The 23,439-nt window shown below is 36.1% G+C and carries 21 protein-coding genes; 1 reads left to right on the forward strand and 20 read right to left on the reverse strand.

What is annotated here, in order from left to right:
• Positions 1-13: 13 nt before the first annotated feature.
• The 14 genes from IPJ53_08105 to IPJ53_08170 all read right to left on the reverse strand — a co-directional run bounded on the left by IPJ53_08105 (position 14) and on the right by IPJ53_08170 (position 18,786).
• Positions 14-1,429, reverse strand: a complete 1,416-nt coding sequence (locus IPJ53_08105) for a peptidoglycan DD-metalloendopeptidase family protein (protein MBK7799061.1) — start codon at positions 1,427-1,429, stop codon at positions 14-16.
• Between the two features lie 41 nt (positions 1,430-1,470).
• Positions 1,471-5,283, reverse strand: coding sequence for a T9SS type A sorting domain-containing protein (locus IPJ53_08110; GenBank protein ID MBK7799062.1), 3,813 nt, complete (start codon positions 5,281-5,283; stop codon positions 1,471-1,473).
• Positions 5,284-5,701: 418 nt separating this feature from the next.
• Positions 5,702-6,451 (reverse strand): response regulator transcription factor, encoded by a 750-nt coding sequence (locus IPJ53_08115; GenBank protein MBK7799063.1) that lies wholly within the window; start codon positions 6,449-6,451, stop codon positions 5,702-5,704.
• 2 nt (positions 6,452-6,453) lie between these two features.
• Positions 6,454-9,624, reverse strand: a complete 3,171-nt coding sequence (locus IPJ53_08120) for a histidine kinase (protein MBK7799064.1) — start codon at positions 9,622-9,624, stop codon at positions 6,454-6,456.
• A gap of 771 nt (positions 9,625-10,395) precedes the next feature.
• Positions 10,396-10,617: a helix-turn-helix transcriptional regulator gene (locus IPJ53_08125; GenBank protein ID MBK7799065.1), complete on the reverse strand. Its 222-nt coding sequence runs from the start codon at positions 10,615-10,617 to the stop codon at positions 10,396-10,398.
• 3 nt (positions 10,618-10,620) lie between these two features.
• Positions 10,621-11,157 (reverse strand): DUF2975 domain-containing protein, encoded by a 537-nt coding sequence (locus IPJ53_08130; protein MBK7799066.1) that lies wholly within the window; start codon positions 11,155-11,157, stop codon positions 10,621-10,623.
• A 340-nt stretch (positions 11,158-11,497) separates the two neighbouring features.
• Positions 11,498-12,319 (reverse strand): CPBP family intramembrane metalloprotease, encoded by an 822-nt coding sequence (locus IPJ53_08135; protein MBK7799067.1) that lies wholly within the window; start codon positions 12,317-12,319, stop codon positions 11,498-11,500.
• Positions 12,320-12,791: 472 nt separating this feature from the next.
• On the reverse strand, positions 12,792-13,754 hold the full coding sequence (locus tag IPJ53_08140) for a sodium-dependent bicarbonate transport family permease (protein MBK7799068.1): 963 nt from the start codon (positions 13,752-13,754) through the stop codon (positions 12,792-12,794).
• Between the two features lie 34 nt (positions 13,755-13,788).
• A complete protein-coding gene (locus IPJ53_08145) occupies positions 13,789-15,135 on the reverse strand; it encodes a dihydroorotase (protein ID MBK7799069.1) in 1,347 nt (448 codons plus the stop codon).
• A gap of 8 nt (positions 15,136-15,143) precedes the next feature.
• Positions 15,144-15,980, reverse strand: coding sequence for a hypothetical protein (locus IPJ53_08150; GenBank protein MBK7799070.1), 837 nt, complete (start codon positions 15,978-15,980; stop codon positions 15,144-15,146).
• A 6-nt stretch (positions 15,981-15,986) separates the two neighbouring features.
• Positions 15,987-16,268 (reverse strand): hypothetical protein, encoded by a 282-nt coding sequence (locus IPJ53_08155; GenBank protein ID MBK7799071.1) that lies wholly within the window; start codon positions 16,266-16,268, stop codon positions 15,987-15,989.
• Positions 16,268-16,438, reverse strand: a complete 171-nt coding sequence (locus IPJ53_08160; protein ID MBK7799072.1) for a hypothetical protein — start codon at positions 16,436-16,438, stop codon at positions 16,268-16,270. The genes IPJ53_08155 and IPJ53_08160 overlap by 1 nt, the downstream gene beginning before the upstream one ends.
• A 120-nt stretch (positions 16,439-16,558) precedes the next feature.
• A complete protein-coding gene (locus IPJ53_08165; GenBank protein ID MBK7799073.1) occupies positions 16,559-17,995 on the reverse strand; it encodes an NADP-dependent isocitrate dehydrogenase in 1,437 nt (478 codons plus the stop codon).
• A gap of 23 nt (positions 17,996-18,018) precedes the next feature.
• Positions 18,019-18,786, reverse strand: coding sequence for a prohibitin family protein (locus IPJ53_08170; protein ID MBK7799074.1), 768 nt, complete (start codon positions 18,784-18,786; stop codon positions 18,019-18,021).
• Positions 18,787-18,876: 90 nt separating this feature from the next.
• Between IPJ53_08170 and IPJ53_08175 the strand changes: the two genes are divergently transcribed.
• Positions 18,877-19,800, forward strand: a complete 924-nt coding sequence (locus IPJ53_08175; GenBank protein ID MBK7799075.1) for a LysR family transcriptional regulator — start codon at positions 18,877-18,879, stop codon at positions 19,798-19,800.
• 417 nt (positions 19,801-20,217) lie between these two features.
• Here the strand turns inward: IPJ53_08175 and IPJ53_08180 are convergent, their stop codons facing one another.
• The 6 genes from IPJ53_08180 to IPJ53_08205 form a co-directional block, all read right to left on the reverse strand.
• Positions 20,218-20,928, reverse strand: coding sequence for a hypothetical protein (locus tag IPJ53_08180; protein ID MBK7799076.1), 711 nt, complete (start codon positions 20,926-20,928; stop codon positions 20,218-20,220).
• A 60-nt stretch (positions 20,929-20,988) separates the two neighbouring features.
• Entirely contained in the window at positions 20,989-21,945 is a 957-nt protein-coding gene (locus IPJ53_08185) for a Fic family protein (protein MBK7799077.1), read from the reverse strand.
• 238 nt (positions 21,946-22,183) lie between these two features.
• Entirely contained in the window at positions 22,184-22,471 is a 288-nt protein-coding gene (locus tag IPJ53_08190; protein MBK7799078.1) for a type II toxin-antitoxin system RelE/ParE family toxin, read from the reverse strand.
• A complete protein-coding gene (locus IPJ53_08195) occupies positions 22,465-22,638 on the reverse strand; it encodes a hypothetical protein (GenBank protein MBK7799079.1) in 174 nt (57 codons plus the stop codon). Before IPJ53_08195 ends, IPJ53_08190 begins: the two co-directional genes overlap by 7 nt.
• A gap of 264 nt (positions 22,639-22,902) precedes the next feature.
• Positions 22,903-23,112 (reverse strand): type II toxin-antitoxin system HicA family toxin, encoded by a 210-nt coding sequence (locus IPJ53_08200; GenBank protein MBK7799080.1) that lies wholly within the window; start codon positions 23,110-23,112, stop codon positions 22,903-22,905.
• Complete coding sequence (locus tag IPJ53_08205; protein ID MBK7799081.1) at positions 23,113-23,343, reverse strand: type II toxin-antitoxin system HicB family antitoxin; 231 nt, start codon at positions 23,341-23,343, stop codon at positions 23,113-23,115. It lies immediately after the preceding gene.
• Positions 23,344-23,439 lie beyond the last annotated feature (96 nt).

A 23,439-nucleotide genomic window follows, 5' to 3' on the forward strand; every position in this document is an offset into this window, starting at 1 on the left:
AAATATATAGTTATTATTTAATCAATATTTTACCCTTGTCAACAACCTGGTTTTTATTCCATACTTGATATATATACAAGTTGCAAGGCAAGTCTAAATTAATTTCTGTAATTTGATCAACAATTTTTAAATTATAGACATTCGCTCCTAACAGATTGTAAATTTTTAATTCAGTTGCAACAACATCCTTTTTGTCCATCAGAAATATTCCATTTGTTGGATTGGGGTAAATTATAATATTGTTTCCATTGTATTCATCAATTGTATTTGTAGGTGAAATTATATTAAATAATTTAGAACATTCAGTGCCGTTGTAACTCGCTTTAAAAGTATACTTTCCGGGAATGGTCGGCAGTTTTTTGGAGGTTCCGTTTGCTCTGGTTTTGCTTGCTGCAGATGACACATAGGTCCAACTTGCAAAAGTAGATCCATCAGGATTAACAATACTCATGTCAGCAATTTTCCCTGCTATTTCATCCCTGATAAAAATGTAAAATTTTGCAAATCCCGGAGGAAGGCCATTTCCCTGAAACGGAATTTGATAATTGTCACTTTCATTAAGTGTTTCGGTCATTGGACAAGGTGGTAATACGATATCTGTAGTGTTTACAGATACTTTAACAATGGAAGTCTCAGTATAGGCTTTTTGTGCTTCCCACCATGAATTACTGTTCAAGGAATTGCAAGTTCCTTTGAAGGGGTCAATTCTGGTAGCACTGGTACTTCCGGTCCAAACTTCAAAATGTAAATGAGGTCCTGAGGAACTTCCGGAACTGCCTACAATGCCTAGAAATTCACCTGCTGTCACAGTTTGGCCAATTGCTTTTTTGGTCAATGAATTTTTTTTCAAATGCCAATAATTTGCCTGTGAACCATCTGAGTGACGAATAATTATATAATTGGCTGTTAAGTTATTGCCCGCACAGTTTTTATCAAATTCTCCATCATGTTTATCAAGAATGATTCCAGGTGCCGCAGCAACTACCTCGACTAAATCATGGTCCATTTTATAGAAATTAAAAGGCCAAATTGAAATATCAGTCCCACGATGGCCATCATAGGTATTGGTGCCACAATTAAAATCCTGAAACGCTCCGGAAGTGGTATTTTGATCAACATATGCAGAAACACGATAAAAGCTACAATCCCTAAGACTGTCTGATGCCTTTAAGGGCCACTTCAATAATACGACATTGTGCAGACTGCTTTTAATGATGCCACTTTGTTGAAGCATTTCCAAATTATCCTTGCACCGTTTTTCAATCACAGAATATTGATCTGAAGTAATGCAGGGGTGATCGGCTTGATTCTCCATTTTAGTCTCATTTTTGTCCTTACTTATATAAATTTCCGGACCGACTTGGCCTACAGACACATTTAGATTTAGTAAAAATATTGAGCACCAGGTTATATATCTTATTTTTCGCATTTGCTATTTTTTAATGTGAAAGGTAACTAATTATTTAATCTTTATTGCTTAATCACTTTAATTGTTTGGGCCTGATTGCTCAAAGTGAATTTTACAAAATACATCCCATTATTATATTGACTTAAATCAAAAGTGAATACATTGAGTCCCTTATTGTAATCCAATAAAGTTGATTTAATAGCATTTCCTCTTAGGTCAAATATTTGAAGGTTTGCTGTAGAGGCTTCCATTCCATTAAATGAAAGTTGGAATGTACCATTCGTAGGATTTGGAAAAATGTTAAATTCGGATGCCGATTGCTTTCTACTTGTCAAGTTATTGCATGGCTCCGGTAGACTAAGTTTTTTGGGCAAACCAACACCACAGGCATTCACCCCTTTAACTGTAATGTCGCCCGCACTATTCCCAATCAAAACTTGGATCGTATTTGTGCTTGCTCCATTTGTGATTACACTGCCTGATGGTACAGTCCATTCATAAGAAGTTGCTCCGGGAATTTTTGCGATGTAATAATTTTGTAAGGTGCCCGCACAAGGATTTACCACCCCGTATATTTTATATGCCGCAGGAGGAGTGCCAATTACATTGATAGTTCGCATTGGACTTGAGCCACAATTGTTGTTGGCAACAACACTGATGGATCCGGAAGTGAAAGCTGGAAAGACAATGTTAACCATGGTATCATTCGGACTTGGAAAGGTGGTTATGACTGCACCTGCGATATTAGTTGACCAGGTATAAGTATTTGCCCCGATAACTTTATTTGTTTTGTAAACTGAAGTTGTGTTGCAATTTGAATAAGCTGATCCGGAAATTGATGTTGGAATGATAGGGGTGGAGTTTATAACCAGTTTCCTTATTGGGCTTATGCCGCACTCATTATACATCACTACACTCAGGGTTCCATTTTTGAAAATCGGACTGAATTGCAAGGTTATTTGATTCGTGGCCTGTCCTTGAATGATGCTTGCGCCTGAAGGAGCCACCCAATAATACGAAACATTGTCAACAAATGGAATTGAATATTGCTTTATTGAATTAGAACACACTCCATTATATTCACCCATTATTGGTTCGGGGAATAGGGGTATTTTTTTAACATTTACAACAATGGGATCAGATATTCCTGTGCATCCATTTTCATCTGTTATAGTTAACTGGTATTCACCAGAAGCGGTGACCATAATATTTTGCGTGATGGAATCATTGCTCCATAAGTAAGTTGTTCCAATATTGGAACTCAAAATTAACGTACCCCCTTCACAAAATGTAGTTTCAGAATTTGGAGTAATTGTAGCCATCGGTGTTTCATTCACTTTTACCATTGTGATGTTTGAAATTCCGGTGCAGCCATTTTGATCGGTTATCGTAACTTGATAATCACCAGTCGTTCCAACTTCTATTTCCTGGTTTGTCGCACCATTATTCCATAAATAAGAAGCTGCATTATTTGACTTTAATGTCACACTTCCTCCTTGACAGAAAGTTAAAGGACCATTTGATGAAATAGTTGCAACAATTTGATCCACAACATTAACGGAGGTAGTTGTTGAAGCTGAGGTGCAACCATTCCCATCTGTTATTGTAACTGTATAATTTCCGGTAGATGAAACCAGGATATCCCGGGTAACCTCTCCATTGCTCCAAAGATAGCTGGTAGCCTCATTTGCACTTAAGGTGACCTGTCCTCCATGACAAAAAGATAATGGCCCATTGGCTGTTATCGTAGCAAGAACGGGTGCAGGTTGTTGTACGTTTATTGATAGGGTTGATGAACATCCAGATGCATCCGTGACTGAAACCTGATACTCATTTGGAGTTAATCCTGTAGCTGTTGCATTTGTTTGCACAGGGATGGTATTCCATGTGTAACTGAATGTATTTGGCAGTTCATAACTTACCACAATATTATCTACCGATGCAGGGGATGGACCTCCATAATCGTAATCATTTCGCCAGCTAAATACCAACCGTTTAAATGACCCGGCAATGCTGTCAATGCCAATAATTGAGTCCGTTCGATAGACCAATTGGGAATGATAGCTTCCAAGATGTGGGGGAGATAATATTCGAAATAAGGGCTGTACAACTTGGTCGACCGGTATAAGATAAACCCGCATGTAATCCACGCCTCCGGGTACATTGCTAAATTGACCTTCTCCTTTCCAATCGAATTTTATTTTTATGTTAGTTGCGCCTGGAGGAAAATAAAAGTCTTTGTAAAAATGTACAATGGATGTTGTGTAAGTGTTGTAGGTATTATTAATATTATCTTTTGAAATATAAATGGATTTAGTTCCACCGTTTGAGGTGGCCGATCCTATTACCCAATGATTTACTTCTGAACCATTTGCAATAGTCCAATCCGAAGGAGACTCCCAATCTTCTTTGATTTCAATTTTGGATTTTGCCAATACAGTAGCCATTCCATCTTGCCCACTAAAACATGAAGGATTCGTGACGATGCTTGACAATTCCAGAGATGGAACTGATTGGTAATTAAAATTAAACATCACGCTGTCATTATTTACATATCCATCCTGCATTTGATTGGGATTGGAATTATAGACCAGGAGGTTATGTGCGCCTTCGGAAATATCAATGCCCGGAAGAGTAACTTGTGTGGAAGCATTGGGAGCTAAAGTGCCAATCCACTCATAATTGTTGATACTGTTATTGTCTAATTTATAATGAATGTTTAAAGAGGTTAAAACATTGGATCCGAAATTTTTAATATTGACTTTGGGAATTAGTTGGTAAGGAGCTGTGCATTCAGAAGTATAGGTGGTTTGCAGAGGATATGAAATCGATTGAACGCTCGCATCATTCGGTGTTGCCGGTGTGCATCCATTTGAAAAGACATAAGGATGGTAGGCGATGGCCAATAAAACTGCTCGCACCCTGTCTTTCTGACCCTGGGTAAATCTCATATTTCCTGTATTGAAATTTCCTGAATAGACAAAACTGTAACTCATTATATTGTATCTGGAATTGTCCCATATTCCATTTGATGTGCAGGGGTTAAAAGAACCAAAATCACCTTGCTTGTGGGGCGGTGTGTCACATATCCGATCACCATTATCTGCGCAGGATGTGTCTGTTGGACAATAGTGTATTCCTCCTTGGGTTACATTGGTCCCGTCCCCGTTAAAAGTGTGGTATAAATTAAACATGTGTCCTACTTCATGTGCTAAAGTTACTTTTGAGGCAGACATTTGCGAAGAAAGAATGGAAATTCCATTGTAGACCGAACCCGTTTGTCCGGTGGCATATCCGCTGATGTTCCCTCCACAAATTTTACTGACCACCCAGATGTTTAGGTAGGATTCAAAAGGCCATCTGCTTAAATCCTTAACCGCTTTTTCATTTGCACAGGTATTGTAATAGAAGTTGTTTATGCCTCCAGTGGAAAAATTTGGAATAACTGTACCGTTGACCCTGTTTATACCTGAACTTGGATTCCCATTTGGATCTCTTGCCGCCAAACAAAAATTTATTTGCATATCGACTCCGGTTCCATTTACATTTCTGAATTCATTGTTCAATGTTTGAATGGCGCCTTTAATTTGGGCATCAGAGATATTGGTGCCAGTACCGATTGCTTCACCTAAATGTATTACATGAACAACCACAGGGACATCATATACGGGTGGTTGCGATCTGTAATTTGTCTTATGCAATTTTGTATGGGTCTTAATTTTGGATTCTAAATCATTGATGTACTTGCGGTATTCTTCATCATTTTCCATCCTGGATTTGTGCATTTCATCGAATCCACAATGATCTTGCCCTTTAACCGTAAATGCCATCAAACCCAATAAACTAAAATAAATAAACGCAACCAATCTTTTCATGATAATGTATTTTAATAATAAATAATTAGATTTAATTGAAAGCACAAGAATCCATGCAATTCATGTAATCATCAAGTTAGGTGCTGATAAATTTATTTTATCAAGCACTTATTGTCTGATACACATAGGTTCTTAATGCAGAATATTAGAAATGTCTTGCTACTGCTTGATTGAATATCTATTTCAAAGATCTAAATAAAAGTGGAGTACATAAATGCCAATTGACAATCGATGCATTTCATTTTACAGATGGATCGATCATAATTGAATTAAATGACTGCATTAAAGTATGCAATGACTACTGTCAAATGGTAGTTAAATAGGAGTGCCAGGTTGTAACTCAATTCAAAGTGATATTTTAAAATAATTGTGCTTTCTTGGTCAGTGATTAATGTACAGCTGGTAAAGATTTTTAGAATTATTTTTTAGCGAATTGGTTAATAAAGGCATCTTTTTTACGTTTTGAAACTTCTACCTGATCTCCATTGCTCATGATAACGTACCCTCCCTCACCACGCACATATTTTTTAACTTCTGTAAGATTGATCAAGGCTGAGTGGTGAACTCTAAAAAAGTTATGAGTCGACAATAAATCCTCATATTCTCCGAGGTTTTTAGAGGTAACTATTCGCTCACCTGATTTAAATACGAATAAGGTATACTGTCGGTCCGATTTAAGGTACAAAATTTCATGCACAAAAACTATGGACAGCCCTTCTGTAGATGGAAGTGCAATTTGCAAATGACCTGGTTGTTCCAGATTTTTATTTTGCATCAAAGTTTCAAATTTCTTATTTATTTGGTGAATGTGACTATTTTTTAGCACTTTGGCAATTGAAGTCTTTAATTCTTCAATGTCAATAGGTTTTAACAAATAGTCAATTGCACTGAATTTTATGGCTTTTAAGGCATACTGTTCATAAGCTGTTGTAAAAATAATTTCAAAATTAATTTCATTAAATTTATTCAACAAATCAAATCCGCTTTCTTTTTGCATCTCGATGTCAAGAAATACAATGTCTGGGTTATGAATGTTAATCAGATTAAATCCTTCCTCAACAGAGGTGGCGGAACCCATCAGTGCAATATCCGGACAATAGTCTCTAAGTAAATTTTCAAGTAGCTTGACACTTCGTATTTCATCCTCCACAATAATAGCCTTAATCATATTTATTGATCTATGGGTATTTTGATAATTACCTTGGTTCCAGATGGATTTCCAAATGTATCTTTTAAATCCAGGATTTCAACTTCAACTTTTGTGTTGGAGCTTTTCCGGATCATTTTTATTCGTTCTTCCGTAACTTTCATGCCCAATGATTCGTGATGCATTGATTTTGAATCATTGATAATTCCAGACGCCTGCCTGCCTATGCCATTGTCTTCAATGGTACACATTAATACATGCTCCTTATTTTCCAGGGTTATTTCCAGATGACCTTGACTTTTTTTATTTAACAAACCATGAATTACTGCGTTTTCAATATAAGGTTGTAATAACATTGTTGGGATATCGGTACTTTCCTTGTTGATGCGGTGGTCGATGGAAAAATGATAAGTAAACTTGTTTGCAAAGCGCAAAGACTCTAATTCCAAATAATATTCCAGCATAATAAGTTCGTCTGCCAGAGAATTGGTTTGGTTCCCGGAATTTTGTAAAACGAGTCTTATTAATTTCGAAAATTTCGAAAGATAATTCAGTGCCATTACTTTGTCAGATTCAGAAATTAACTGTTGAATGGCATTCAAGGTATTAAAAATGAAATGCGGATTCATTTGAGCTCTCAAGGCAGTTAATTGCGCTTCTGATATTTGTTTGTTGATATTTGTTTCCTCATCTGCTAGTTTTCGGATTTGACTTACTCGTCTGGAATATAAATAATATATAAAGGAGAATGCGCCAGTTAAAAGTAGTAATCGAAACCATATGGTTTTCCAGAATGGTGGTTTGATGACAATGTTAATCTTTTTTCCTTTCCAATTCCATTTACCATCATTGTTGGAAGCAATAATATGCAATACATAATTGCCAGGCGGAACATTGGTGTAGGAGGCAAATCGATTTGTGCCGTTATTTATTGTTTCAGGATCAAATCCTTCTAATTTATAGGCATATTGATTTTTTTCAGGGTGATCAAAACTTAATGCCGTCATTTCAAAGGAAAAAAAATTTTGTTGGTAGTTTAACTCAATAGTTCCTGAGTTTATAAAATCTCTGGAGGAATCAAATTCTTTGTCGAATACTTTGAAGGACGAAATGCTTACTTCAGGAATATATTCATTCTGCCTTATGGAAGATGGTTCAAAAATATTAAATCCGTTAATTCCTCCGAAGAAAAGCTCTCCGGTGCTTAATCGAATTCCTGCAAAACTGTTAAATGCATTGCTTTGGAGACCATCATGAACTGTGTATTGTCTGTGAAATTCTATTTCGAAATTTTGATTAAGAACGATATGACTTAATCCCTTCGATGTGCTGATCCAAATCTTTTGATCATTCTGTATGACTACTGATAAAATGTTTTCACAAAAAATATCGGAAACATTGCAATATCTAATTATCGAATCATTTGATCTGTTCCAAAGATACAGTCCCTGGTCTGTAGCCATCCATATATTTCCATGACTGTCTTCTGCAAATTGATGGACAATTCCAGGATTAAATTCTTTTGAAGTTTTTATTCCAGGGATAATTTCAAAATGATCATTGACCCGTAGGATGCCGGATCGTGTCGTGGACAGCCAAACGGTTTTATGGCTGTCTTCAAATAGGGTACAATAAAATGCTCTTTTATGCTTTGCTATATTGCTGTTATTAAATTGATTTTCAAAGATTCCGCTTTTTGACTTGAGCGCGCAAATCATGCCATTGGTGGCTGCCCATATTTTTCCATTGGACCGCACAATCACATCCATTACTATTTTTCCCGGCAATCCGTCAATGTTCTTTTCATAGTATTTATAAACAGTCCATTTATCCGTTTCAGGGTTATAGTAGTTGAGTCCTTCATTGGTTCCGACCCAAATATGATCTAGTGAATCAATGTCAATTGCGTAAATACGATTATCAGTCAATGAATTACTTTGAGATTCGTTATGCCGAAAACATTTAAATGTATTGGTGCGTCTGTCAAAGTACATAAGTCCGCTTTTACTTCCAATCCAAAGGTTTCCTTTGCTGTCTTCGCGGGCACATGTAATGTCATTCTCACATAATGAATTCAATTTTCCGGGCTGTAGTATGTAGCTTTTAAATTTTTCCGGGTTAGGACTCATTCTATCAACTCCACGGCTGGCTGTTCCTGCCCACATCATGCCGGATCGGTCCTCAAACAAGGATAAGGTTTTATTATCTGCCAGGCTCTTGGAGTTAAATGGATCATGTTTAAAATGATCCCATTTTTGTTGTTTATTGTTAAACACGATCAACCCACTAGATGAACTCGCTATCCACACATTGCCTTTTGTATCTGTGCGCATGCATTCCATGTATCTCATGTCTGAAGTCAGTTCTTTATTGGGTAGTTTTACATCACTAAAAAGTTGAATGCTTGTGTCAAATCGCATCAATTTTTGTCCATAAAAATTGATCCAAATTTCTCCATTAGGAGTCATGGCCATTGGACCAAAATGATTGGCATTAAGGGATTCTTTGTCAACGGTATCTAATAAAAATGTGGTATATTTATAATTTGCAATTGAAAATTTATGAAGGCCTATTAGGGTGGACAGCCATAAAGATCCCCGATGGTCAGAAATGATATCGATAATTCGATTTTTCCCATATACTTCTAGATGAGGTCCTAAGGTATCCAGTTTAAATCTTGTGAATGTTTTGGTAGATTCATCAAAACGGGCCAGTCCCACCCGAGTTCCAACCCAAATAGTGTGATACTCATCTTCTGTAATGCAGAAAACGTCATTGTGGTTTAGACTGTTTGCGCTGGCGCTGTGTTGGAAAACATTAAATTTATTTTCATTGGGGTGATACAGTATAAGTCCTTTGGAGCCAAACCATAATCTGCCCCTTGAATCCTTAAAAGCACAGTTAACGTGATTGATTCCATTCAGTAACGGATCGATTTGAGATATTTTGAAGACTTTTGTGGTGTATCCATTAAATTTATTCAAACCATCTTCAGTGCCCATCCAAATATATCCTTCATTATCCTGTACAATACAATTCACAGCATTGTCCGATAAGCCCTCTTCAATACTGAAATGCTGGAAGGTTGATTCTGTAACTTGAGCATATTGTTGTACATAATAGAAATTATAAAATAACAGAATCAAAAAACTCGATTGAGGTATTTTATATAGGATATGTTTAAAAAATTTCATCCATAGCAAAGTTAATCATAATTAAAATATGAAAACACACCTATGTATGCATCAAATTGATAAGTGGGGCATTTCCTTATACAAGTGGCAATGGTTTATCAATTGTCTTAAATGAAATGAAAATTATGAGCCTTTAAACTATTTATGAACCCACTATTATAATTTGAAGGGAGGATTTTTTAGAGGTATGGCAAAAAGTGAATTCACCGAAAGATTTCGAATACCAATTGACTAATTAATTAAATGAAAATGTCTACACCATTAAATTCTAAATTGTTCTGAGCCACAAGTTTCTGGTGATATTTTGATCGTTTCAACTGTTGCATGCAAATTTTCCATCCTTGACCATTTGGCGGAGCGAGGTTTATCCAAAAGCAAGGAGCATGGTTCCATTAATTCAAACTTATCGCGGCTAACAATTTAGTAACATGCTTCAGATTCTGAATTCTTTGACAATTGTATGGACTTTATCGCTTTCTTACTCTATAATTAAGTCAATTGAAGAATACCCGGACTTAGGATTTAGTACCATGTTGAAAACAGTTGTATTCAAACTTTTCTAAAAGACAATTAAAGTTTACAAAATGTCTTATTAAAATGTCTAATTATGAGAAGTTGAACAGAAAGGCTTGTTCGCATTTCAATCGTGGTTTCTAGCTGATTTTGATGGATGTTTTATCATTGTGCTCTTGTTTTACACATGAAATTCTAAATTCCTTTCCATAAGGAGAGCAGTCTGCTCCTTCAATAAAAAGCCGCGCCTCCTTGCTTTTACACAGGACGTTTTTCATCCTCTGCATATTCCAGAATGTCGCCGGGTTGGCATTCTAAAGCTTTGCAAATGGCGTCTAGCGTGGAAAATCGGATAGCTTTTGCCTTTCCGGTCTTTAAGATGGATAAATTGGATAAGGTCAACTCAACTCTTTCAGAAAGTTCATTAAGCGAAATTTTCCGTTTCGCCATCATCACATCCAGGTTTACAATAATTGCCATAGCTTATACAGTTAAATCGTTTTCATTTTGGATCTCAACTCCTTTTGAAAAAATAGTTGCTATGATGTAGATGATTGCAGCCATCAAGACAAAAGCCTGACTGTCTTCCCAGAATTGATCTAAAATGTCAATTTCAAATCCACGATGAAGCAAATAATTGGCTGATTGTCTGGCAACATAGCTCAGGATTCCTATTGCAAAAGTGTAGTAACTGATTTGTGTAATCTGCTCCGATACAAAATTGCTGAATGGTTTGGATAAATTGAATTTAGTTAAAAGCTTAATAACTATGTAGAATAAGTAGGCCTTTAAAACCGAGATGACCATTATAAAACTGTACATACAATAATATGACCATTTGCTCCTGGAATATAGATCGCTCAAGTCCAGCTTCTGGTATAGGTTATGGACGATTTCAGGTTTAAACAGACTAAATATAAAATTTACGATCAGTGCTCCTGCTTCAATGCACAAGCCTACAAAAATGACCCAGGCGACAATGTGCAGGCCAATAAATAAATAGTTGGTTTTTTTAGACATCATGGTTGGTATTTTAAATTGTACGGCAAAAGTAATAAATATTTATTGAAAAACAATAAAAAAATAATAAATAACAGAAAATAAATGAAAATCTAATTCAGCCATCCGGGGTCTTTGAAGGTAGGGTGGGTCGCAGACTTTTTGCTGTAAACTACTCGAATTCAGGTGATTCATTGGATTTTCAGCCGAGTCTTTTAGAGATTGGAAAGGCCAATTTTGTACCCTAATTGTACATGTGGCTTCCTGATGATGAAATGTTTAAGCGGGTGCATTTGATCCATCAAATGAGTATTTGTAATCCGCTTGGTAATTAGGTATTGGATGTACGTCAGGAGGGTGATTATTGGATTGGTAAGCGCCTCCTTAGATACCATTCCATGCAGAATATTCCTGCAATCAAAATACTGAGCTGTGGGATTAAAGTGGCCCATGTGCTGCTTTGATAATTTTCAAGGCTTGTTCCATTCGCTTGTTTGAGCACCCATAAATGGTAAGAATCATTCGAAATCCCAAAGGCGGATGTGGTCAGGTTGGCAGCGTAATGCATTCCCGTGGACATGGAAATTCCTTTTGAGCCAGTGGCTAATAGCGCGTACAATATACCCCAGGATCCCGCCCCTAAAAATGCAGTTTGGATGGTCCAACCATTGGCTATATGATAGGAGGCGAACAGAATAGAACTGATGAGAATTGAATTTCTTATGCCTACGGATTCTTTAAGTATGGAGAGTGGATATCCCCTGAACGCAACTTCTTCCATAAATGCCAAAGGAATCAGTGGCAGTGTCCAAAGCAGGAATTGTCCCATGTTGCTGTGGGTATTTAACTCTATTTTAAAATCTGAATATAAGATGATCGAAAAGGTCAGCAAACCCATTAACATACATCCTGTGCAGCATCCCAAGATGAATTTTCTCACAGTCGTTGATTCAAATAGGAGACCTATTTCGGAAAAAGTTTTCTTGTCATAACGAAGAAAAAGGTAGGTGCACAGCAGTGCAACAAATGTTCCGATAACTCCATGTGCGATTCTTTCAAACGTTTCAGGAATGAAAGATTTTAAGAAAGAGAAAGCAATGAAAAGCCCAGTAAAAACTACACAGAACAGGATCGCCTTGATGATCTTATTTGCCTTGCCATTGATGAGTGCGGTGTCTTTCATTTTTACCGTAGATTTTTTCAGGAGTAATTGGCGAAAATACCTGTATTTTCTATTCAAAGCCAAAAATTATGCTGAATGTTTTCTTGATAATCATGGTCGTTTTGCCAATTTCCTTCTCAATGCAGGATACTTTCTAACCTGATCATCCGGATTAGATTTGTGAAATGTCTCAAAATGCATTTAAGATGGAATTTTGATGAGAGCGAATTTTGTGCATTGACCTCCACTTTATTGAAATTCAACTTTCTTTCAGGGTCAAATTTTACCTTTTTTCGCTGTGATTTGTCGAGTAGCGAATAGTTGTTGTTTCGCGGGTTGTGGGAGGCGTCTTGAAAAGTCTAAGAGGAAATTATTTTTAAATGAATGAGCATTCAATCAGAAAAATAAAAATTCTTATGCAATTTTTGGCTTGTCTGGTTGCTCATGCGAATTGGAAATGTGATTACATCTGGGAGCCAACAATAATTTATATTTAAGTATTTTGAACAATGAGAAAATAGATGGGCATACCAATTGTAATATTTATCGGAAAGGTAACGGCAAGAGCCATTGGTAAGAAGAGCCCAGGATTTGATTGTGGAACTGAAATTTTCATAGCAGCTGGTACTGCAATGTAAGAGGCGCTCGCGGCCAAAACTGCAAACATAAAACGATTGGTTATGTCTGGTGTAACAGAGGAGCTTAACATCGCAATGATGCAGCCGTTTATTAGTGGAATTAAAATGGCAAAAATAATGGGAAACCAACCAAATGAGAAAAATGCTTTTAGTTTTCTGCCACTTGTAATTCCCATGTCTAAGAGAAAAATGGCAAGAAAACCTTTAAAAAGGTCATTTGTAAATGGTTTTATTCCTTCTGCCTGTTTGGCATTCGCCAAGTAGCCTATTATTAAACTGCCCAGTATGAGCAATACACTCCCATTTGTGAATGAATGTTTTATAGCGGAACGTTTCTGTATTTTTTCGTTTTGGTCTTTATTAAAAATAGAAATTAATAATAGGCCAATAATAATTGCCGGAGATTCCATTAAGGCCATAATAGCCACCATGTGTCCATGAAGGGATAGTTGCTGAGATTCTAGATAAGAAACGGCCGTCACAAATGTGACTGCACTTACGGAACCGTAAGCAGCGGCTATTGCACCGGCGTCAAAGACATTCAATCTTCTTTTAAGTATAAAGAATGTGTAGAGTGGTATCATTAAAGAAATACAAACCCCAAATATCATTGACAATCCAATTTCCATAGTAAATGCCTCATGTGATAATTCCTGGCCACCTTTGAAACCTATGGCAAATAACAAGTACAATGAAATAAATTTTGATGAATTTGGAGGTATTTCTAAATCACTGTTTAAATAAACGGCAACTATACCAAGTACAAAAAAGAGTAAAGCTGGATTTGTTAGGTTTTCTATGAGTAGATTATAATTCATGAATGTATTTCTGCTTGAATAAGAATTGATCTTTTTATCTTATTTTTGAAAATTTCAATCTTTTTCCTTTATTCGTATCATTTATGATACCGTCTGCATAGACTAGATTTCCATTGACAAATGTTTTAAGTATTTTACTTTTGAAGATTTGATTTTCGAAACGTGTCCAGCCACATTTATAAAGTATATTTTCAGCAGAAACCGTCCATTTATTTTTCAAATCCAGTAATACTAAATCAGCAAAATAACCTTCCCGAATGTACCCCCGCTCTTTTATTCTATAAATTTCAGCCACATGATGACTCATTTTTTCGACTATTTTTTCAAGACTTATTTTTCCTTGATGAAAAAATTCAAGCATTACAGGTAAAGCATGCTGAACTAAAGGTCCTCCTGATAAAGATTTAAAATAGGTTCCATTTTTTTCGACAATTGAATGTGGTGCATGGTCTGTAGCGATGATGTCAAGTCTGTTATCCAAAAGAGCCGCTAAAATTCCTTTTTTATCTTCCTCTGTTTTAATGGCAGGATTCCATTTTATTTTGGCTCCTAATTTCTCATAATCTTTATCTGAAAACCAAAGGTGATGCACACAAGCTTCTGCAGTAATGCGTTTTTCTCGGATGTCGAGATTGTTTTCAAATAAATTTGCTTCTGCCTGAGTTGAAATATGAAGGAAATGTAACCGATTATTATGTTTTTTAGCAATTTGTAAAACACGTTTGGTCGCTGATAAGCAGGCTTCTTCACTTCTTATCAGGGGGTGAAATTCAATGGGAATGTTTTCTCCATATAACTTTTGGTATTTGTAGGTATTCTTGCTAATAATGGCATCGTCTTCGCAATGCAGAGCTATTAAGTTATCAGATCTGGAGAAAAGATTTTCTAAAAATTCAGGGTAATTGGCGAGGATGCCTTCATCATTATTAAAATAGAGCCCATCGTCGGTTATGCCACACACATTTTCATTATCTGTTTTTAAAGCCTCTTCTAAGTTGTATTGATTGATTCCCATAAAAAAGGAATAGTTTGCCAAGGCTGTTTTGGAGGCTATTTTATACTTCTCTTCTAATAATTTTTGAGTTAAGGTATTGGGTATTGTGTTTGGCATTTCCATGAATGAAGTGATTCCACCGGCAACTGCTGCTTTTGATTCGGAATAAATGGTTCCTTTGTAAGTTAACCCGGGTTCACGAAAGTGTACCTGGTCATCAATTATTCCAGGCAGGAGATACAAGCCTTCGGCATTTATAACATCTGCATTGTTGCAGGAAATGGAATCTGAAATATTTTCTATTCTTTCACCAACAATTAATACGTCCGCCAAAGTGATTTTTCCCTCATTTACTACCTGCGCTTGCTTGATTACTATTCTTTTCATACATGGATTTATGGATTACAAAGATCACAATAGATTGGATCTTCGGTTTGTTTTCCATGCGGATATTTTTCTTCTTTTTTATAAGAGCATTTTTTACAGGTATAGAGATAACTTATTGTGCTTTGGGTCGGAAAATTGCACAATTCACAAGGCAAACCTGGATTCGAATCTGTTATTTCAAAACCCGGCGTATCACAATTTGGGCAGAGTGAGTTAATTTTATTAGCCAATTTAAAGGTTGCATTCCCAATCACGTTCATTCTTGTGGGGTTATGCATAGCCCTCATATCCGTTTCTACATAAGCTTTTCCGTATTTTTCAATGAGCTTTTTAAAAGTACTGAATAGTTGATCTGCATTAGTTATTCCTTTAGTAATGTCTGCAAAATAATTTTTTGATTTTCTAAGAATCAAGCCGTGTGAAGGGAAATTTGCCTTTGCTGCAAATTCTTTTAGTTCCTCTTCATTTTTAATTTCTGAGCCATTGAAATTGGTTTCTATACTTAGCTCCCTGGCAATGATTTCTAAATCATTTTTCTTGTCAATAAAGAGTAAAAATTCATCATCTGCAGGTACCAAAGGGATAGAAGGATGTGGTCCAAAAGAGCCTTCACTGGCTACGACCAAATCATACTTACTCAATTTCATTGCCATAAGGCATTTGTTCCTGGACGTAGTGATCGGATCGTCTTTACGTTCTACTTCTCCGGTGAAAGTCCCAAGTTCATCCGTATCCAGATCCGCAACAACAAAGCATTTTACACCAAGTTCTTTTTCTAAAATTGTAGCAATCACTTGTTCCTTATGGTGTTTCGTAGCTATTAAAAGACTTCTCCCTTTGAACATCTGAAACTATCTTTCCAATAGAGTGATTTTTATTTCAGAGGTAATATCTATTCCCTTTCCATTGTTTTTTGCTTTTGACAGTAAGGTTTGTAATTTTTCCAACTCCTTTTTTAATTCCGGAATTTTTATTTGGGCAATTTCATCATCTTTGCCAAACCTTTCCTGGGAACTCCAATTTTTTATTTTATGATAATTGATTTTGGAGGAAAACATTTCCAAGAGCGTTTCCTCGGCGTCATCATAAGAGAAGTGACGATCAATGAGTGTGAATGTTTCAGTATTTTTCATCATTTGCTTAATTTTGGGTTTGAAATAAATTTGAGAAAGAAACCACCGGTTATTATTCCTAGTGAGGCAAATACCTGGCCGTTTATTGCATCATTCGTTTGGAATGCAATGATTAGAAATGCAATCATGAGTGACATCCAAAGACTGGTTTTTAATATGGTTTTATACATTTTATTTAATTTTTATTTTTTCTTACATTCAATTGACAGGTATCATAAGAGTTCACAACTCTTATGCATCTTGGTAATTAAATTCACCCTGAATAAGTAGAATGTTTTAGTTTTTGTAATTTATTGTCCCTGTCCTAGTGAGTAGGATGCTTGACCATCAAACGAATACAGGTTTTCAGTCTTTATGCAGTCAATGTTTTCATTGATTGCATTTTTCATAAGATCAATGATATTTGATTTGTCTATTTCAGAATTTTCGAATGGTTTAAAACGGCATCTCCAGTGGTCAGTACAAAATGTTTCTTGAAATCCATCAGGCCATACTTTGATTCCTCTGTTTGTTATCATGGAGAGTTTTATTCCATTGATTTCAACTTTTTTCACTTTCTCCGCTAATTCGTTAGGATTGGAGCCGTTCCAGTGTACAAAAATATCCACTCCCACCAATTCTTTATTTGCTGCAGGTTTGCGTTTGTATTTAGGCAGATTTAAAGCTGAATTGTTTGCATACGAAACAGACTTAAGTATGGATGGTTTTTGACCGATATTCGCGATTACTGCTTTTGAAAATTCCTTAGTACCAACTTTATGGGCGCTGATTCCCTCCTTAAAAATGTCGTACGTATGTATGCCATCTTCAAGTGTCTTTAACCAGGCATTTTGTACTTTTTCCGCGACATCGGTTTGTCCAATATGATTCAACATCATAATCGCACCTTGTAATAGACCTGAAGGATTCGCCACATTTTGACCTGCGCGTCTCGGAGCTGAACCGTGTATGGCTTCAAACATGGAGCACTCTTCACCAATATTAGCAGAACCCGCCAAACCAACTGAACCGGTAATTTGTGCAGCAACATCACTTAAAACATCTCCATAGAGATTTGGCATGACGATGACATCAAAATATTCAGGCGTATCGGCCATTTTTGCTGCCCCAATGTCTATTATCCAATGTTCGTTTTCTATTTCCGGGTATTCTTTTGCAATCTCATTAAACACCTGGTGAAACAAACCATCTGTTTGCTTCATAATATTGTCCTTAGTAAAGCAGCTTACTTTTTTACGATTTTGTTGTTTAGCATATTCAAACGCGTATCGTACAATTTTTTCGCAACCGGGTCTACTTATTAATTTGAGGCATTGCACCACTTCGTCCGTTTGCTGATGCTCGATGCCTGCGTATAAGTCCTCTTCATTTTCTCTTATAATCACCACATCCATAACAGGATGCTTTGTGCTTACAAAAGGATGTAAACTCCTGCAAGGTCTTACGTTTGAATACAAACCCAGAAATTTACGAGTGGTAACATTTAAGCTTTTGTATCCGCCACCTTGTGGTGTGGTGATGGGAGCTTTTAGAAAGATTTTGTTTCGCCTGATAGTATCCCACGATTCAGCTGCGATTCCAGATGTATTGCCTGCCAGATAAACACTTTCGCCAACTTGAATTTCATCAATTTCGATTTTAGCACCTGCTGCTAAGATTATTTCTAATGTGGCGTCCATTATCTCAGGGCCAATTCCGTCTCCTTTTGCTACAGTAATTCTAGTTATCATTTTTGTTTTGTTTTTTTTAATTAATCGATGAGGTATGGCACTTTGCCATCAGTAATTATTATTTTACTGTTCGTAGATTTTGATAATTCTATAAAAGCTTCAATACTTCTAATCTTAATGATTTGGTCTGTTAGACCTTCTGAAAGGATTTTTTGAGCATCTCTTGTCCCGGTTGCTTCAATCGTTTTTCTTTCAGCATCTAATTTTTCTTGTTGTAAAATAAAAACCATCCTCATAGCATCTTGCTCTGCTTGTAATTTTTGTTCGATTGAACTTGCCAGACCCGTAGGCAATTGGATGCTTTTCATCAGAACCGCCTGAACAAGAATTCCCTGATCAGCAAGGGTCTCTTCCATTTTGATTTTAATTGCATTTTCTATTTCAGCTCTCATCCCTGAGTGCATGTCTTTTGCAAAATATTTGGAACACACATCTGCGGATGCGGATCTAAATACATTGGATATAATCGTTTCATATCCAAGTCCAATACTTTTGATTACTTTAGGTACACTGTTTTGACCGATTCTATAAAGAATGGATATTTGAGCTGTAACACTTAAGCCTTCCTTGCTCGGTAGACTTAGTGATAATTCAATGTCGTTTATCTGTATATTTGTTTTTATAACTTTAGTAGTAAATGGGTTGAACCAAACAGGGCCTTGTGCATGAATTTTTTCAGAAAGTTTACCAAGCTTTTGTTTTACTCCAACTTCTCCTGGTCTTACAACTGCACAACTGGTGAATGCTGTTAAGACTGTAACTGCAGAAATGACTTTGACTATTTTCATGATGTATAATTTTTTTTGACGGTGCAAAATTGAACAATCTATTTCATAACCTTTTATTTATCTTTGTAATGTAAACCATAAAAATAATTTATGAATTATACATTGAACCAATTGCAGATATTTCTAAAAATCGTTCAAACACAAAGCGTTACAAAGGCTTCTGAAGAATTGCACCTTACACAGCCGGCCGTTTCCATTCAGTTAAAGAATTTTCAGGATCAGTTTGACATACCTTTAACGGAAGTAGTTGGCCGGAAAATTTACATTACAGATTTTGGATTGGAAATTGCGGAGGCGGCTGAAAACATTATTAACCAGGTTTCTGCCATCAACTATAAAACCCTCGCTTATAAAGGCCAATTAACAGGTCGTTTAAAGATTTCGGTAGTTTCCACTGGAAAATACGTAATGCCCTACTTCCTAACCAATTTTATGCAGCAACATTCCGGAATAGAATTATTGATGGATGTAACTAATAAAAACAAGGTTGTGGAGAGTTTGGAAAATAATGAAGTTGATTTTGCGCTGGTTTCTATTCTGCCAAATAATTTAAATATTGAGAAGCTTGATTTACTTCAAAATAAATTATTCCTTGTAGGCAGTGTTGAGAAAAAGTTTAAAAAAGGAATAAGCACAAAAGAAATTTTTAAAGATTTGCCTTTAATTTTTAGAGAAAAGGGTTCCGGGACAAGACAAACAATGGAAAGTTTTTTTGAACGCAACAGCATATCCGTCTTAAAAAAGATGGAGTTAACATCAAATGAAGCGGTGAAGCAATCATTACTGGCCGGATTAGGGTATTCCATTATGCCACTCATTGGGATAAAAAATGAACTACACAATAATGAGTTACAAATAATTTCAATCAAAGGACTTCCAATTAAAACAACCTGGAGTTTGATATGGTTAAAAGGGAAAAAGCATTCTCCGGTTTCTAAGTCTTTATTGGAGTATTTAAAAAAGGAAAAATCACAAATCGTCCGGGATAAGTTTAGCTGGTATGAGCAATATTAGGAGATAGGCTCTTTTGTGGTTTACTTTTAGATCGTCTTGTGTGTTGGTGGTAAAGCAAAATTTACCAACTGCATACGTTTTTGCAATTGTAATTGTAAATGTGGAGTGGGAAAATATATTTAATTAGGTTTATCCGATGGAAGGACTGTCTGTGTCATCCGCTTTTCAAGTAGAACTGCCTGTCCCATCATGAACGGAGTGGGGGAGTTGACATGCTGAGGCCACTCAAGAGGAAAGTCATGAGGCCTATACCCAACAGAAAGTTTTCTTTTAAAATTTGATTTGTAAAAATAATGCTTGTTTACTACCGACCTTTTTTGAAACAAGAAACCCCGCCTATTACATTGGTCTTGTTTTGGTCATTTGTATTCATTCACTGTGAAAAATGTTTTAAATCATTTTATCGCAAAACCTAATTTAATTCAAGGCAACCCCCACGATAAATCCCACCCAGGGTTTATTGTTGTATATCCATATCTTTCTGTCATGATTCATAAGATAATCGTATCCTATAGCTAAACCAAAACTGACTATGTTTGACTCTATGAAACCTGCGATTCCCGTCTGAATGATCATTCCGCTGTATTCATTTGTACTCCTATTGTTGGTTGTAAAAGGACTGATTAAGGTAGTGCCTGGTCCCACAAATACGCCATAATCGTAACCCCAATTACTGAGTTTATGATAACTCATCCCCAGGGGATCCTTTTTGTTCCTGATAGGGAAGTAGTCATGCCTCGAGCCGAAATACAAAGCCATGTTTAAATCCGTAGTCAACTGCGCGGGTAATCCATAAACAGATGGTCGGTATTTTAAAAGAATGGTGGTGATGTCAATGTCAAGACTGTGCTTCTTAAAAACCATCGGTTTACAAACAAGGCTGTCCATTTTAGTCAATGGGATGGTCAGGAATTGATTTTTATCCGGTTGGTTTTTTGTGAGATGATAAACATTTATCTGCTCATTGGTAACATCTAAATAAATGTTCTGGGTGTTTTCATGTTTAGATTTCAATTTATAATAACCACTATTCAAGCCGTGAGTGGAAGCTTTCTCTAGTGTATTGCAGGAAGCTAAAAGTAAAAGTCCCCAAATGGCAAGAACAATATTTTGATAACTGATTTTCATAATTAAGTTATAGAATGTGAAAATATTTCATTTTTGTCAATTTAATTGCTGGTAGCGGTATTATTTTTTCTTTATGTACTGAGTTGTTTTTTTGTCGCCAAATTTTTCAATCAGCCCTCGTTCCACCCCATTTTTCAAATCCCTGCTGGCGGTGGCAGTTGAAATTTCAGGGTAATGTTTCAGGTAATCTTTTCTTCTAAAAGTTTGATTACATTCACTTAAAAAAATCTCTAACCTTTCTGTTTCATTTAATTTTTTTGTACCATTTTCAAGTAGTTCATCGAGGGATTGATCCAGGATGCGAAGCATAAATTCAATAAATTTTGTTGACTTTCCTTCTTTGTCAGAAATAGAGAGTGCATGATAATACTCATTTTGATTTTTCGAGATGAGCGATTCAAATGGCAAAAACTCAAACAAAGGGTATTCACTCATCAAAATGATCGTTTGCCAAAGTCTACCCATTCTGCCATTCCCATCCATAAAAGGATGGATGAATTCCATCTCATAATGAAAAACACAGCTTTTTATCAATGTCAATTCAGATTTGTCTTTGAGATATTTGAATAAATCACCCATGAGAAATTTTATTTGCTCATATGGAGGAGCCATGTGTTCGACCTTTGAGCCTTTCACAATTCCAACACCTTTTGTCCGGTATTTACCGGGTGTTGCAACCAGGCCAGTCATCAACATCTTATGCGCGTTCAAAAAATCCTTTTCTGAAGCATATTGGTAGTTTTTAAGTTGTTTGTATACATCTAATGCATTGAGGACTTCCTTAATGTCCTTTTCAGGTCCAACCACTCGTTTGTTTTCAATAATGGCGGTTATTTGGTCTACAGAAAGCGTATTTCCCTCAATTCTTAATGAAGAATGGATCGTTTTGATTTGGTTTTGCTTTCGAAGCTTAGGATTCTGTTTTACTAAATATTTAGCGTTCACTTCGCCAGTTTTTTGAGAAATAGAAGTAATGCTTTTTAATATTTTGGATGTTATTTCGTAGGGAGGTTTCATTATTTTGATACTATCATATGATAGTATCAAAAGTACAAAAACTATTGAAACTTTTATACAATTTTAATTAAACGCTATTATCAATTATAATCCTGCTCGTCGCAGTTTTAAACTGCGATGCCATACGACCAAAGCATTTTTAATGCGGCCTGCTAACACAATGGCTTACATGGTTCGTTTCAGATTCCGCTGGAATGGCAGTCGTAATTTAAGTATATAATTAGTACCTAGCAGGTTTTTAGATGTCACTCAACATCATAGACGAATGGTGGACCCTTACAATAAAAACCCCTTCATTGTTTAATTTATAAACGATTCTGTAGTTTCCTTCAATTAACTCTCTGATATTTTCTATTCCAAATTCCGGGACAATTCTTCCTGAGCGTGGAAAATTTTCTAACTGTCTTACTCTGTTCAAAAGTTTATCAATAAATCTTCCTGCATAAGAAGTGGAATCTAGCGAAATAGATGTGTGAATTATTTTTAGGTCATCAAGCGTTAATTTAGTCCAATCAACTTTTACCATTTCTTGGCAATTTGCTCTATTTGCTCATGTGAAATAGTTTCTCCTTCCTCTATTTGTTTTAAACCTTGTTCGACCTTTTCAATAAAAATTAGCCTTTCTATCAGTGTCTCTAATTCAAATTCCTGTGGGAGTTCTTTGATTGATTCGATTACTTTATCTCGTTTCATATAAAACACTTTATTAAAACAAAGATACAAAACTTTCGTGGTCTTATTTGGGCTAGCTGCTATCGCCAGAGTGTGAAAGCACCATTTTTTTATTCAAAAATTTATAAAATCCTCTGTTCGTCGCAGTTTTAAACTGCGATGCCATACGACCAAAGCCTTTTTAATGCGGCCTGCTAACACCATATATCACATGGTTTGTTTCAGATTCCAACGGAACGGATGTCTCAATTTATCACTGCCATATGGCCCAGCTTATCAGAGGTGTCATTCAAAGTCAAGCTTTGAGAGTTCTGCTTGCCTTATTATCGAATGTAAGGTTCCAATTTTAATTTCCTTATGCATGGGAACAGGAACAGATATTGTTGAATTTTCCGTTTGTTTTTGCATGATAACATGGCTTCCTTTTTGTCTCACATTTATAAATCCATGTCTGGATAATATTAGGCACACCTCCTTGCCCGATAAGGTTTTCAATTAAGCATGGATGTTTACGGTAACCCGTGAAATTTGCAATTCGTTGTGCAACCTTTTGGTTATTTCAGTTTCAGAAGCAGTCTCATAGAATAATTCAATAGCTTCTACAAGATTTGATTTTGCTTCATCCGGAGTCTCCCCTTGGCTGGCAATGTCTAATTCAGGACAAAGTGATAGGTACATATTGTCCTCCTTTTCTATGACTGCCGTTAGCTCAATTCTTCTACTCATCTAACAAATTTAGGACATTTTATTAATACATTCCAATTCTTTTATAAAAGTGTACAGTCTCAGTAATCCCCCCTGCTCGTCGCAGTTTAAAACTGC

Origin of the sequence: Candidatus Vicinibacter affinis (genome assembly GCA_016714365.1) — a bacterium.
Lineage (GTDB): Bacteria > Bacteroidota > Bacteroidia > Chitinophagales > Saprospiraceae > Vicinibacter > Vicinibacter affinis.

Bases quoted from the DNA above. Each gene is read 5' to 3' on its own strand.
- IPJ53_08160 (MBK7799072.1), bottom strand. From the start codon at position 16,438: ATGTATAAAACCATATTAAAAACCAGTCTTTGGATGTCACTCATGATT.
- IPJ53_08150 (MBK7799070.1), bottom strand. From the start codon at position 15,980: ATGTTCAAAGGGAGAAGTCTTTTAATAGCTACGAAACACCATAAGGAA.
- IPJ53_08140 (MBK7799068.1), bottom strand. From the start codon at position 13,754: ATGAATTATAATCTACTCATAGAAAACCTAACAAATCCAGCTTTACTC.
- IPJ53_08115 (MBK7799063.1), bottom strand. From the start codon at position 6,451: ATGATTAAGGCTATTATTGTGGAGGATGAAATACGAAGTGTCAAGCTA.
- IPJ53_08155 (MBK7799071.1), bottom strand. From the start codon at position 16,268: ATGAAAAATACTGAAACATTCACACTCATTGATCGTCACTTCTCTTAT.
- IPJ53_08205 (MBK7799081.1), bottom strand. From the start codon at position 23,343: ATGAGTAGAAGAATTGAGCTAACGGCAGTCATAGAAAAGGAGGACAAT.
- IPJ53_08105 (MBK7799061.1), bottom strand. From the start codon at position 1,429: ATGCGAAAAATAAGATATATAACCTGGTGCTCAATATTTTTACTAAAT.
- IPJ53_08120 (MBK7799064.1), bottom strand. From the start codon at position 9,624: ATGAAATTTTTTAAACATATCCTATATAAAATACCTCAATCGAGTTTT.
- IPJ53_08180 (MBK7799076.1), bottom strand. From the start codon at position 20,928: ATGAAAATCAGTTATCAAAATATTGTTCTTGCCATTTGGGGACTTTTA.
- IPJ53_08185 (MBK7799077.1), bottom strand. From the start codon at position 21,945: ATGAAACCTCCCTACGAAATAACATCCAAAATATTAAAAAGCATTACT.
- IPJ53_08175 (MBK7799075.1), top strand. From the start codon at position 18,877: ATGAATTATACATTGAACCAATTGCAGATATTTCTAAAAATCGTTCAA.
- IPJ53_08145 (MBK7799069.1), bottom strand. From the start codon at position 15,135: ATGAAAAGAATAGTAATCAAGCAAGCGCAGGTAGTAAATGAGGGAAAA.
- IPJ53_08170 (MBK7799074.1), bottom strand. From the start codon at position 18,786: ATGAAAATAGTCAAAGTCATTTCTGCAGTTACAGTCTTAACAGCATTC.
- IPJ53_08135 (MBK7799067.1), bottom strand. From the start codon at position 12,319: ATGAAAGACACCGCACTCATCAATGGCAAGGCAAATAAGATCATCAAG.
- IPJ53_08190 (MBK7799078.1), bottom strand. From the start codon at position 22,471: ATGGTAAAAGTTGATTGGACTAAATTAACGCTTGATGACCTAAAAATA.
- IPJ53_08195 (MBK7799079.1), bottom strand. From the start codon at position 22,638: ATGAAACGAGATAAAGTAATCGAATCAATCAAAGAACTCCCACAGGAA.
- IPJ53_08125 (MBK7799065.1), bottom strand. From the start codon at position 10,617: ATGGCAATTATTGTAAACCTGGATGTGATGATGGCGAAACGGAAAATT.
- IPJ53_08130 (MBK7799066.1), bottom strand. From the start codon at position 11,157: ATGTCTAAAAAAACCAACTATTTATTTATTGGCCTGCACATTGTCGCC.
- IPJ53_08110 (MBK7799062.1), bottom strand. From the start codon at position 5,283: ATGAAAAGATTGGTTGCGTTTATTTATTTTAGTTTATTGGGTTTGATG.